General features: G+C 57.1%; 10 protein-coding genes. 8 read left to right on the top strand and 2 right to left on the bottom strand.

Annotation, left to right across the window (positions count from 1 at the left end; translation table 11 throughout):
* Nucleotides 1-416: 416 nt before the first annotated feature.
* Together VGL70_10460 and VGL70_10465 are read left to right on the top strand one after the other, a co-directional pair.
* The gene (locus VGL70_10460) at nt 417-662 is read left to right on the top strand and encodes a DUF2283 domain-containing protein (GenBank protein HEY3303941.1); all 246 of its coding nucleotides are present in this window, start codon (nt 417-419) and stop codon (nt 660-662) included.
* A 1-nt stretch (nt 663) separates the two neighbouring features.
* Nucleotides 664-1,392 (top strand): MBL fold metallo-hydrolase, encoded by a 729-nt coding sequence (locus VGL70_10465; protein HEY3303942.1) that lies wholly within the window; start codon nt 664-666, stop codon nt 1,390-1,392.
* A 65-nt stretch (nt 1,393-1,457) separates the two neighbouring features.
* On the opposite strand, the gene VGL70_10470 is transcribed toward VGL70_10465, so the two are convergent.
* The gene (locus tag VGL70_10470; protein ID HEY3303943.1) at nt 1,458-1,673 is read right to left on the bottom strand and encodes a hypothetical protein; all 216 of its coding nucleotides are present in this window, start codon (nt 1,671-1,673) and stop codon (nt 1,458-1,460) included.
* Between the two features lie 129 nt (nt 1,674-1,802).
* Between VGL70_10470 and asnB the strand changes: the two genes are divergently transcribed.
* A complete protein-coding gene (gene asnB, locus VGL70_10475; GenBank protein ID HEY3303944.1) occupies nt 1,803-3,704 on the top strand; it encodes an asparagine synthase (glutamine-hydrolyzing) in 1,902 nt (633 codons plus the stop codon).
* 245 nt (nt 3,705-3,949) lie between these two features.
* Here asnB and VGL70_10480 read toward each other — a convergent pair whose 3' ends face one another.
* Nucleotides 3,950-5,689 (bottom strand): thiamine pyrophosphate-binding protein, encoded by a 1,740-nt coding sequence (locus VGL70_10480; protein HEY3303945.1) that lies wholly within the window; start codon nt 5,687-5,689, stop codon nt 3,950-3,952.
* A 311-nt stretch (nt 5,690-6,000) separates the two neighbouring features.
* On the opposite strand from VGL70_10480, the gene VGL70_10485 reads away from it, so the two are divergent.
* The 5 genes from VGL70_10485 (at nt 6,001) to VGL70_10505 (ending at nt 12,358) form a co-directional block, all read left to right on the top strand.
* Complete coding sequence (locus VGL70_10485; protein HEY3303946.1) at nt 6,001-6,243, top strand: DUF465 domain-containing protein; 243 nt, start codon at nt 6,001-6,003, stop codon at nt 6,241-6,243.
* Between the two features lie 7 nt (nt 6,244-6,250).
* Entirely contained in the window at nt 6,251-8,017 is a 1,767-nt protein-coding gene (gene ilvB, locus VGL70_10490) for a biosynthetic-type acetolactate synthase large subunit (GenBank protein HEY3303947.1), read from the top strand.
* Nucleotides 8,018-8,087: 70 nt separating this feature from the next.
* Complete coding sequence (gene ilvN / locus VGL70_10495) at nt 8,088-8,612, top strand: acetolactate synthase small subunit (GenBank protein ID HEY3303948.1); 525 nt, start codon at nt 8,088-8,090, stop codon at nt 8,610-8,612.
* A gap of 289 nt (nt 8,613-8,901) precedes the next feature.
* Complete coding sequence (locus VGL70_10500; GenBank protein HEY3303949.1) at nt 8,902-10,638, top strand: hypothetical protein; 1,737 nt, start codon at nt 8,902-8,904, stop codon at nt 10,636-10,638.
* 22 nt (nt 10,639-10,660) lie between these two features.
* Nucleotides 10,661-12,358 carry a hypothetical protein gene (locus tag VGL70_10505; protein HEY3303950.1) on the top strand — a complete coding sequence of 566 codons (1,698 nt, stop codon included), beginning with the start codon at nt 10,661-10,663 and terminating at the stop codon, nt 12,356-12,358.
* Nucleotides 12,359-12,578 lie beyond the last annotated feature (220 nt).

Here is a 12,578-nt window from a genome sequence, read left to right on the forward strand (position 1 = left end):
CGGCTCACGTTGCGATAGCCACCGTAGGTGGGGCTGATGTCGTGGTATCCTGCAACCTAAAACATCTTGCCAATGAGCTGGTTTCCAGACGTTTCCTTGCCGTAAACATTTTGCAGAGGTACAATACAACTCTCTCCATTCGGCAACCGGAGGAGGTCATTACATATGAAGATTAAAGGGAAACATTGGATGGACTGGTTGCATGAAGTGCGACGAGAGAGTCAAAAGCAGCGAAGGAGCAGCCGTCATTCGCTGGCAAAACATCTGAAAGTAGTGGAAGGGAAAGCGTCCTCTATAAGAAAAGGGCCGTCAAGCACTCCAAGGGGACTTAAAGCTAGCCCTGGCGCTAAATAGAGGACCTTCCCATTCAATTCTTCACGTTGGCGTTGACTTAAGCCTCTTTGGATTATCAAGCCATGAAACTAAATTATTATGCCGAAACAGACTCGCTTTATATCGATCTCTCCGAACGGCCCAGCGCCGAAAGTCGAGAGATTACGGAGGGTGTCGTTCTTGATTATGACGCCGAGGGTAATTTAGTGGGCATCGACATCGACAATGCTAGCCGAAAGGTTGACCTCAAAAAGCTCACTCTAAACAAGCTGCCCGCCGTCATTCAGCGAACCCAGCCTAACCGGGTCAATCGCACACCGACGGAATAACATGACACGGATCGACGAAATCGCCCCGGATATTTATCGAATCTGCACGTTTGTTCCCGAGATCAATCTCCAGTTCAATCAATTTCTCGTGCGCGACGAAGAGCCGCTTCTGTTTCACACCGGAATGAAGAAAATGTTCCCGGTCGTTCGCGACGCCGTGGCAACGTTGCTGCCGCCCGAAACGATCCGGTGGATCGGCTTCAGCCATTTTGAGGCCGATGAGTGCGGCGCTCTCTCGGAATGGCAGACGCTCGCGCCCTCGGCGACGGCTGTTTGCAGCCTGGTCGCAAAACTGGTCAGTGTTGACGACGTAGTGGCCCAGCGGCCGGCGCAGGCCCTCGCAGACGGCGCACAGCTCACCACCGGGAAGTATCGTTTTCTCTTTCTCCAGACGCCTCACGTGCCGCATTGCTGGGAGGCGAGCCTCTTGTTTGAGGAAACCCACGGCACGCTTTTGTGTTCCGACCTCTTTCATCAGGGTGGCGATGTGGAGCCCAGCACGACTGGGGATGTGGTCGGCCGGTTCAAGCAGACTTTAGTCGAGTATCAGCAGGGGCCTTTTGCAAATTATTTGGCGTATACGCCCTACACGGACCGGACGTTGAAACGACTGGCGGCGCTCAAGCCCAAGACCTTGGCGACGATGCACGGCTCAACGTTCGTTGGAGACGGCGAGCGGGCACTTACCGACGTCGCACAGGTCGTGAAAGAGGTTCTCACGAAAACCTAGCGGACAGAATCTAATCGCCTATCGTGCGGGTTCTAACTAGGCGCTTGGTAAATCGCACTCGATCTTTATCTGAACTGCGTCATGGTATCGACGACGGCCGGCTTGCCTTCCTTCTTGATGTACTCGATCGCGCGCTTGAGCGCCGGACCGACTTTGTCGCCGTCGGTGATCGACCCTTCGCCGTAACATCCCATGCCTTTCGCGATCGTCGCGAGTAGGCGGTTGTTAGCCTCCATCCCGATGTGAAGAGAAAAGCGAGCATCCTTCTTATTTCTTGCCAAATGGGTTTCGAGGGCGCAGAATCGCGGCAGGCTCAAGCGCTTACACAAGGAGTTACAGCATGTCACTATGTTTGAGTCGCATAAGTCTGACCGTCAACTTTTCCCTCAACTTTTTCGGAATCATTGGTCATGAGCGGCATCCTCTGCGTCTATAACGCGTCCGGCGTCGACCAGGACCTGCAACGCTATCTAGCCGCGCTCCGTCGTTTGACCCATCGCGGCCCGGACGGAGAAGGTAGTGATCTTCGTCGAAACCTCTTCCTCGGAGTCCGGCGCTTCTCGATCGGGCGAGGGTCGACCGGAGAGCAACCATTGGTAGGCGGTGACGGGAACATCATTGTCGCGCTCGACGGCCATGTTCACAACCGAGAGGAACTTGCACACAGCCTCAAAGCGAAGGGATACTACGCCGACCTGTCGTCAGACCCGGCGCTTATTCTGGGTGCGTACACAGAATACGGGGAGCGGTGCTTCGAGAGACTTCGGGGCGTTTGGGCGCTTGTCCTGTGGGACGAGCGCGAGCACCGATTGTTGCTCAGCCGGGACCCCGTGGGAGTAAAACCGCTTTACTACTATGTCTCTGCTCGACATCTGCTCGTCGCCTCCGAAATCAAGAGCATCATAGCTCTCGATCGTGATGCTGGTGCGATGGACCGCCGACGCATACAAAACCTCGTCCATGAAGGCCGCATCGACGACTGGACTGCCACTTGCTTTTCTCACATCAAGCCAGTTCCGCCCGGCACCGTCCTAAGACTCGCCGGAGAACAGATCACAACCAACCGGTACTGGAATCTTCGGCCCTCCACCGACAGGAACCTGAGCCCCGGCGACATTCTCGAGAGGCTCATAAACGCAGTGGAGCGCCATACACCGTCGGATGTCAAAGTCGGCCTCGCCTTGAGTGGGGGTATTGACAGCTCGAGCATTGCAGGCGTCCTCACTCACCCCTCGCTACGGGGAACTCGCAGCGTCCATGCATTCAGCATCAACCCTCCGAAGACTGCCGACGAGTCCTTCCTCATCGATGCCACGGTTCGACGCACGGGCATCCCCCACACCTACGTGTCGCTCGATGCCCTCGATTACCCTCGATCCCTCGCCCGGCTAATAGACTTCCACGACGAGCCGATCCAGTACTCGGGCGTTTTCTACCAGTTTGCTCTCCGCCGGCAAATGGCCGCGGCAGGATGCAAAGCTGTTCTCGTGGGATATGGAGCAGACGAAATCTTTGGCGGCTATCGATATCTGGCTCCAGCGTTCCTGACCGCCCTCGCAGCATGCGGACGCCTGCGCGACGCTGCTCGATTCGTTCTCGGCGCGCGCGAGTTTTTCGAATCGCCGCCACTCGATCTTGTCCGGCAGACGCTTCGCTACGCGCGGGAGCGCGCGAGAGCGTCGCTTATTCAGCGCATCAAGCGCACCATAGGCTACGAGGCATACAGGCGAAGGAGGGACGATTCGAGGCCGCGTTCGGAAGTTATGGCGCCGCTGTACGATCGGGGGGAGGAATCCGACCCGACACCAGCCTTGGCGGAGTTCGAGCTTCGCGACCTCGACCGGGGTCGAATTTTTTTTAAGGCGCTGCTGGAATGCTTTCGGACAAACATCGCCCTATTGGTTCGGCTGGAGGATCGAAACGCGATGGCCCACGGGCTCGATCTCTGTGCGCCGTTCATGGATACGGAGCTCATTCACGCCGCGCTGGCATTCCCTTTTCATCGGTACATGGAAGGTGGCTGGAACAAGGCCATTCTGCGAGATGCAGCGGAGAAACTCCTGGCGCCCGAGGTGAGCAAGTACCGAAGAAAGCTGGCGACGCCGGGTAATGATGCCTACGTGGCCTTCGAGGTCCTTCGGCCGGAGTTCTTGGAGCTGCTCAGTTCCGAGTCTTTCTATGACAGTGGCCTCTGGTCCCGCCGGTGTCGGGAGCTGTACACAACCGATTCGGCCGCGAGAAACAGGGGCGGTATGTGGTTCCGAGTTTACATGGTACACAAGTGGTACGAGAGAGTAGTCCGGTCATCTTGATGCCCATGACCAATTGGCCGGCGAACGGACCTATTACGACCGCGGGACGGTGCTACGCCAACTTGGCCTTTCCACCACCCCTCCCGGGGGATCGGGCGCGTGATCACCGCACTGAGTCACCCGCTAATGATCGCGCGCATCTGGTCGCTCCGCTCGCGGTCAGTCACCTTATGTGGGCGCCGCATCGGGGTTCAATCACAGACATCCGCAATGATTCACGCGCGTGTGAATAGAGAATACAAACTTTATCTAAACTGCGTCACGGTATCGACGAGCGCCGGCTTGCCTTCTTTCTTGATGAACTCGATCGCCCGCTTGAGCGCCGGGCCGACCTTGTCGCCGTCGGTGATCGGTCCTTCGCCGTAGCAGCCCATGCCTTTCGCGATCGTCGCGAAGTCGGGCGGCGGGTTGTTGATCTCCATGCCGAGGTACGCCAGCTTCTCGTCCGTGCCGCGCTGCTCCGCCATGCGGATCTGGTGCTCCCAGTCGTTGTAATAGGCGCGATTGTTGTACATGACGACCAGCATCGGGATCTGGTCGTGCGCGCCGATCCACAATGTTCCCGGATCGAACATCAAGTCGCCGTCGGGCTGGATGTCCACGATTAATTTTCCGGTTCCCCTATGCGCCAGAGCCACGCCTGTCGAGATGCCGATCTGAGTCGAAGTGCCGAGGGATTTTCCCGGATGACGATACGCCTTATCGAAATCCCAAAGACCGAGCGTCCAATCTTCCAACGTGTTACAGCTCAGAACCCAATCCTCGTTCCTTATGACCTGCCAGATCTCATGCGCCAGTCGCGGCAGAGACATGGGCTCTCCCTTCCACTGTTTCTTGACCTCCTCCTGCCAGCCGGCGCGGAGCGCGTCATGCGTCCGCTTGTGCTCTTCGAAGCGGCTACGGATCTCCTCGCGCTTTTTACCGTTCTTTCCGAGGACCTCTTCGCACATGAGAGTGAGCTGCGGGATCGCGACCAAGGTGTCGGCGGCGATGTGGAGATCGATCTCTTGGAGCTGCATGAAATCCTGCGACCACTTGCTGATGTTGATGTCGGCAAAGCCGATGTCGATGATCTTGCAGTCTTTCCGTGTGAGATAGACGGTCTTTCTCGTCGTCCGATCCAGTTTGACGAGCGGGCCGTAAAGGTCGCGCACGTCCAGCGAGAGAATCAGATCCGCTTTTTGGATCATGTCCGAATCGGAGAGGTTCAAGGGGTGGTTCGTCGGGAAATTGAGCCTGTGACCGAAATCCAAGACCGGGATCGCCAGCAACTCCGCGAGCTTTACCAGATTGTCGAAAGACTCGGAATTTCTTCCGGAGTAATCGGTCAGGATAACCGGATTTTTTGCGGCGACGAGCATCTCGGCCGCTTTCCCCAGTGCTTTGAGGTCGCCCTGGATCGGCGACGGCGGCATGAGACGCGCCACGTTGGGGATTGGAACGTTCGCGGTGAGCCGGTCCTCTTGTATGCCGGCGTCCCAGCATAGATAGACCGGGCCCTTGGGTTCCGTCATCATGACGCGATAGGCGCGGGCGAATGCCTCCGGAATACTGGCGGCATTGTACGGTTGGTCGTCGAATTTAACGTAGTCTCGGATCGCGTTACCCTGGATGTTCGCGGTGTGTGTCCAATCGATGTACGGACGCCTGCGGGTGTAGTCCATCGGACCGGTCGCGCCCATCACGATGACCGGGACTCGATCGATATAAGCGTAAAAAATCGCCATACAGGAATGGAGCAGGCCGACGACGTCGTGAACGATCGCGACCATCGGTTTGCCGGAAGCCTTGGCGTAGCCGTGCGCGATCTGGACGGCGGTCTCCTCGTGCGTGCAGGTGATGATCGGCATCTCGTTTTTGCCGTAATTCACGAGCGAGTCGTGGAGTCCGCGATACGTCGCGCCCGGATTCAGGCCGACGTAGGGAATTTTGTAAGCGCGCATCATGTCGATGATGACGTCGGAACCGTATTTTTCGTAAGCCATTCCGTATTCCTCCTTGCAGACCTTTGAAAAAGACCGGCTGAAAACAGAGATATAGCCCGCTTCAATTTGGCATGCAAGACAGGCGGAAAATTCTCGTCTGGCGCGCGAAACGGTAGTGGGCCATTTTCAGTTTGCGAGCAACGAGAGATACAAACCGAGATTCTTCGCTGCGCTCAGAATGACACTTGGAATAGATGTCATCCTGAACCTTTCGTCTACGCTCAGGATAAACTCACTTGCGTTGACAAAGTGGGTGACGTAGGCTAAGTTACGGATTCTAAAAGAATGAATGTAAAATAAGGAGGCTCTCTATGGAGCAAAGAGAGGAAGAGTTTATCGTCTCCCTTTTAGAGAAGGACCCCGAACTTAAGAAATACTACGAAGAACATCAGGAACTCGAAAAGCAACTGGACGGATTCCAGCACAAGTCCCATCTGACGCCCCTTGAAGAGGTAGAAAAGAAAAGATTGCAGAAACTGAAACTCGCAGGAAAAGACAAGATCATGGAAATCGTCCAGCGATACCGCCACGGCGATATGCGAAGGGACTCGTGAGGGCGTAATGAAGAAGACCGGAGCCGAGATATTCGTCGAATCGCTGAAGCAGGAAGGCGTTGACGTTCTCTTTGGGATTCCCGGCGGAGTCGTACTCAAAATCTTCGACGTCCTGCACCAGCAGAAAGACGTGGAGGTGATTCTCACCCGGCACGAGCAGGGCGCGGCGCACATGGCCGAAGGCTACGCCAAGGCCACGGGAAAGGCGGGCGTGTGTCTTGTGACCTCCGGCCCCGGCATGACCAACATCGTCACCGGCCTGGCCGACGCGTTCATGGACTCGGTTCCGCTCGTCGCCTTCACCGGCCAGGTCTCGACCAACCTCATCGGCAACGACGCGTTCCAGGAAGCGGACAACGTTGGCATCAGCCGCCCCTGCACCAAGCACAACGTGTTGGTGAAAGACGTGAACGATCTCGCCCGCACGATCAAAGAGGCGTTTTACATCGCCACGACCGGACGGCCCGGACCGGTGCTCGTCGATATTCCCAAAGACGTGAGCACCGACAAGGCCGAGTTCAAATATCCCGACAAAGTGAGCCTCCGGGGCTACAATCCGACCATCGAAGGCAACAAGCACCAGATCAAGCAGGCCGCCGAAGAGATCATGAAGGCGAAAAAGCCGGTGATCTACGTCGGCGGCGGCGCGCTGTTTTCCGACGCCGCGGACGAGCTTCTGGAGATGGCCGAGCTGACGCAGATCCCGGTCACGATGACGCTCATGGGGCTCGGCAGTTTTCCCGGCACGCATCCGCTTTCCATGGGTATGCTCGGGATGCACGGCAGCTACTGGAGCAACATGGCGATGCATCACGCCGACCTCTTGATCGCCGTCGGCGCGCGCTTCGACGACCGCGTGACCGGAAAACTTTCGGAGTTCAGTCCCGTCGCCCGGGTCGTTCATATCGATATCGATCCGACATCGATCAAGAAAAACGTCCACGCGCATATTCCGATCGTGGGCGACGTGCGCTCCGTGCTCAAGCAGTTGAACGTTCTTTTGCGCTCGCTCGACGGCAACGCTAACGAGCGAAAGCAGCAGTTGAAGCCGTGGCTCGGCCAGATCGAAGAGTGGAAGCGGGGCCATCCGTTCAAATACGAGCAAGACGACAAAGTCATCAAGCCGCAGTACGTGCTCGAAAAGCTTTTCGAGATCACCAAGAACGAGGGGATCGTTGCCACCGACGTCGGCCAGCATCAAATGTGGGCGGCGCAGTATTTCAAAGGCAAGAAACCGCGCACGTTCATCACATCCGGCGGCCTGGGGACGATGGGCTTCGGCTTTCCCGCCGCGCTCGGCGCGCAGCGCGCCTATCCCGACAAGCTCGTGATGTGCATCACGAGCGAGGGCAGCTTTCAGATGAATCTTCAGGAGCTGGCGACGGCCGCAGTCTACAAGCTGCCGGTGAAGATCGTCATGCTGAACAACGGCTTCCACGGCATGGTGCGCCAGTGGCAGGATCTTTTTTACGAAGGCCGCTACGCCTCCAGCGACCTGGGCAAGATTCCGGACTTCATCAAGCTCGGCGAGGCTTACGGCATTCCGGGCTGGCGGGCCGAGAAGCCGGCCGAGGTGGAGTCCGTCATTCGCGAGGGACTCAAATACAAAGGCCCGGCGATATTGGATTTCCAGATCTATCCTTTTGAGAACTGCTACCCGATGATTCCCGCAGGCGGCCCCCATCATGAGATGGTCCTGGAAGACCCGCCGGACCTTAGGAGTGGAGCCAAGAAAAAGCCGATCGAGGAGAAAGAGGGAGAGCTTCCCGCCTGAGTTTCGTTTTTCGTGTATCGTTACTCGTTCATTGAGTCGACGAATATACGAGTAGACGAGTAACGACACCATGGAACACATCATCTCCGTTCTAGTCGAGAACAAGTTCGGCGTCCTCGCCAGAGTCGCGGGCTTGTTCAGCGCCCGCGGCTACAACATCGAGAGCCTGTCGGTCGCGCCCACCTTGGACCCGGAGACCTCGCTCATCACGATCGTCACCGTCGGCGACGACCGCATCGTCGAACAGATCATCAAGCAGCTCAACAAAGTCGTCGAGGTGCTGAAGGTGATCGATTTGACGGAGGCGAGCCACCTCGACCGCGAGACCGCCCTCATCAAGATCAACACCAACACCAAGCCGGAGCATCGCGACGAAGCGGTCAGGATCTGCGATATCTTCCGCGCCAAGATCGTCGATTCGTCGCCCACGACCTATACGCTCGAGATCACCGGCGACACGGACAAGGTCGAGGCGTTGATCAATCTTTTACGGCCGCTCGGAATCAAGGAACTCGTCCGCACCGGGCGGATCGCCATCGCGCGGGAGGCCGCCAAGGTCACCACCCGCCACAATTCCCAACAGCCCAAGGCCTAGCCATTTTCGATTTTAGATCCTTCGACTTCGCTCAGGACAGGTTTTGGGTTTTTGATCAATCGAAAATCGGCTCAGCCAAAAAGAGAGGCTGATCAGCCTCGGGCTGAAATCGAAAATCTAAAATAAAACTCCATTTACTTCACTGTAGGACCAACCCGGCCTCCGACCCTGCCCGTCAACACCCAGTTCCGATATAGCCTAGGCCTTCCTTGACAAACCGCCTGGAAAGTTTCTATGGAGAACTGTCGGCTTCTAAAGGGCCACGGACCGGGGCAGAGGAGTCAAGAACGTGAAACGCTGGATCGGGTTGTCCGTCTTGGGAATGTCGGCGGTGTTGGCGATGGCGGCCGAGAGTCCTAAATATCCTCAGCCGCGTTTTCCTTCCTACTTAAAACCTCCCAAATCCGTCGAAGAGATCATGCCGTTCGCGCGCGCCGCGGTGCGCCAGACCGGCGGGAGAACGCCGCTCGGCTTAGTGGAAAAGGGGACGGCAGCGGCGATTTTCACCGAGCCTGCCGCCGAGGAAATGGTCTTGCAGGCGATCAAGAAGGCTTACGAGGAGCGCGGCGTCAAGGTCTATGTCGTGCCGGAGTACGAGCTGCTCGGCGTCAGCAAGGACGAGGCCCGAAAGGCCATCAAGGCGATACGCTGGTACACGTCGGAACAGGGCTACATGGAGGTGTCGCGCTGGATCAACGAGCGCTTTGTCGAACCGGACGCGCCTAAGAAATGGTTGAGCGAGCGGCGGCCGGATCTGTACAAAGCAATGTTCGGTCCTGAAGAAGAGGTTCCAGTAAAGCTGAAAGATATTGCGCGCCAGTTCGGCGGGCCTAGCGTGGCCGAAGGGATCATCAAATTTTTAGACCAACATCCCGATGTCAAAGCGGTGTTCTGGCGCAGGGGCGGCCGACCGCGGACCGCGAGGCTCCTTAAACAGCACAGCGCCAAATTTTTTGGCAATTTCATTTTCGACAACCGCTATGAGCTGATGAACAAAGCGTCAAGTTTTCCCGGCGACGTATGGAAGCTTGCCGAGGAACGGGTCGTGGAGCCTCTGGCATGGACGGATCGCGTCGAGGCCAGCGACCCCGAAGGAACGCGAATGTCCTTCGATGTGACGGACGAGCAGGCGAAAATCTGGGGCTCCGCGGCCTATCTTCAAGGCCATCTCTTTCTTTCCCCCTATCAGGCGACGGGCCGTTTCCCGTACTCCTCCGTCGATTATCCGGCCTTGCAAAAGAAGTGGAATCCTCCGCTGATCATAAAAGCCAACGGCGTCTTCGCCGGGACCAACAATCATGCCGGCTCCTTCCCTCGCATCGAAGTTCACGTGAAGGACGGCTACGTGACGGAAGTCAAAGGCGGCGGCACCTACGGCGAGCTGTGGCGGGAGTTTCTCAAATATCCCAAGATCAACGAGCTGACTTACCCCTATCAAGACAAGCCCGGATACTGGTGGTTTTACGAAGCAGGCTTAGGCACGAATCCCAAGTTCTTCAAACGGCCCGATGAAAACATGGAAGGCAACAACGAATCGGAGCGCAACAACGCGGGCGTCATTCATTGGGGCTTCGGCGGCAGCGTCGTGCACGACCCCGACAAACCGGAGGAGTCGAAGGCCTGGATCGATTTTCCCAAGCAGCACGCCTTGCCGAAAGATCACTGGTGGCATATCCATAACATGCTGCCGACCTATCGCGTGCGCGTGCGCGGAACGAAGAATACCTGGCTCACCGTCATCGACAGAGGCGAGCTGACAGCTTTCAGAAGTCCGGAGGTCCGTGCGCTCGCGTCGCGCTACGGCGACCCGAACGAGATATTGGCGGAGGACTGGGCGCCGCATATCCCCGGCATCACGGCGCCCGGCCGCTACGAGGATTATGCCAAGGATCCATGGAAGACGATCTCCCAAGTGATAAAAAAGATCAATGATGGCAGCTACGAATATTTTTATCCGCGTATGAAGAAGGCGGTAGGCTCCGCCACAAAGATTGGCGGATCCGCCTCCGGCGGAAGTAGGCAGTAAGCAGAAGGCAAAAGAGGGCAACATGATCCGCTCGGTACTTTTCATCCTCGGAACTACATGTCTGGCTTTGACCGTCGTCGCATGGAGCGCGGAGCAGGCCAAGTATCCGTCGCCGCGTTTTCCTTCTTACATCAAACCTCCCAAGTCGATCGAAGACGTCATGCCGTTTGCGCGCGCCGCCGTGAGGCAAACCGGCGGACGGACGCCGCTGGGTTTGGCGGAGAAAGGCCAGACGGTGGCAATCTTCAGCGAGCCGAAGGCCGACGAGATGGTCATGCAGGCGATCAAAAAGGCCTACGAAGAGCGCGGCGTGAAAGTTCAGATCGTTCCCGAGCACCAACTCCTCGGCGTGAGCAAGCAAGAGGCGTTGAAAGCTGTCAAGGCGCTTCAGTGGTTCACGTCGGAGCAGGGTTACATGGAAGCGAATCGCTGGATCATGCGCAGCTTCGCCGACCCGGAAGGCCCCAAGAAGTGGCTCAAGGAGCGCAGGCCCGATCTCTACAAAGCGCTGTTTGAAAAAGAAGAAGCAACGTCTCCGGAGCAAGTCGAGCTGGCGAGAAAATTCGGCGGCAGAAACGTCGCGCAGGCGATCATCAAATACCTCGACCAGCATCCGGAAGTGAACATGGTGTTCTGGCGCCGCGGCGGGCGGACCAATACGAAAAGGGCGCTCGAGCCCCATGAGAACAAGCTCTACGGGAATTTCATTTTCGACAACCGCTACGAGCTGATGAACAAAGCCTCCACTTTTCCCGGCGACGTCTGGCGGCTCGTCGAGGAGAGGGTCATCGAGCCGCTTGCGTGGGTTGACCGCGCGCAGGTGTCCGATCCCGAAGGAACGAACTTTTCCTTCGAACTGGACGAGAAGCAGGCCCAGGCGTGGGGCAAAGGCGCTTACCAGCAAGGACATCTTTTTATGTTTCCCCATCAGGCCACCGGCCGTTTTCCCTACTCGTCGGTCGACTATCCGGCTTTCACGAAAGATTACCTTCACCGCTATCTCGTCAAGGTCAACGGCGTGTTCGCCGGAACCAACAACCACGCCGGCTCCTATCCTCGCATCGAAGTTCACGTCAAAGACGGCTATGTGAAAGAGATCAAAGGCGGCGGGATCTATGGCGAAGCGTGGCGCGAATTTTTAAAGTATCCGAAGATCAACGAGCTGACCTATCCCTATCACGATCAACCGGGCTACTGGTGGATCTACGAGGCCGGCATGGGAACCAACCCGAAATTCTTCAAGCGCCCCGACGAGAACATGGAAGGCGAAAATAGCTCCGAGCGCAACAACGCCGGGGTTATTCACTGGGGTTTCGGCTTGCGGTTGGACCACGGCCCGGACAAAGCCGTCGAGTCCAAGGAATGGATGGACTTCGCCAAACAGCACGGCCTTCCCAACGATCACTGGTGGCACATCCACAATCTGCTCCCCACGTATCGGGTGCGAGTGCGGGGAACGAAAAATACCTGGCTCACGCTGATCGACAAGGGCGAGCTGACCTCGTTAAAGGGACCCGAGATCCGCGCGCTGGCGTCGCGCTACGGCGACCCGAATGAAGTCCTGAGCGACGACTGGGCGCCGCACCTTCCCGGCATCAACGCCCCCGGACGCTACGACGACTACGCCAAAGATCCCTGGAAAACGCTGACGACGGTGATGAAAAAAATCGAAGCGGGTACCTACGAGTACTTTTATCCGGCGGTGAAGAAAAAGCCGTAAGGGCTTAAAGTGAGAAAATTTTAGATTTTCGATTTCAGCCAAAGGACTGATCAGCCTTTGGCTGAGCCGATTTTCGATTCAATCTAAAATCCAAAATCTAAAATCGAAAATGGCTGGGGGGTGCAATGCCTCGCTGGATCGCGGCAATAATCTTACTGATCTCGCTCGGGTTCTCGGCGACAGTCTTCGAGACGGAACAGGGGAAATATCCACCGCCTCG

The organism is Candidatus Binatia bacterium, assembly GCA_036504975.1.
Taxonomy (GTDB): Bacteria; Desulfobacterota; Binatia; order UBA9968; family UBA9968; genus JAJPJQ01.

Excerpts from the sequence above, each read along its gene's own strand:
- VGL70_10480 (HEY3303945.1), bottom strand. The coding sequence starts at position 5,689 with ATGGCTTACGAAAAATACGGTTCCGACGTCATCATCGACATGATGCGC.
- asnB (HEY3303944.1), top strand. The coding sequence starts at position 1,803 with ATGAGCGGCATCCTCTGCGTCTATAACGCGTCCGGCGTCGACCAGGAC.
- VGL70_10485 (HEY3303946.1), top strand. The coding sequence starts at position 6,001 with ATGGAGCAAAGAGAGGAAGAGTTTATCGTCTCCCTTTTAGAGAAGGAC.
- VGL70_10460 (HEY3303941.1), top strand. The coding sequence starts at position 417 with ATGAAACTAAATTATTATGCCGAAACAGACTCGCTTTATATCGATCTC.
- VGL70_10465 (HEY3303942.1), top strand. The coding sequence starts at position 664 with ATGACACGGATCGACGAAATCGCCCCGGATATTTATCGAATCTGCACG.
- ilvB (HEY3303947.1), top strand. The coding sequence starts at position 6,251 with ATGAAGAAGACCGGAGCCGAGATATTCGTCGAATCGCTGAAGCAGGAA.
- ilvN (HEY3303948.1), top strand. The coding sequence starts at position 8,088 with ATGGAACACATCATCTCCGTTCTAGTCGAGAACAAGTTCGGCGTCCTC.
- VGL70_10505 (HEY3303950.1), top strand. The coding sequence starts at position 10,661 with ATGATCCGCTCGGTACTTTTCATCCTCGGAACTACATGTCTGGCTTTG.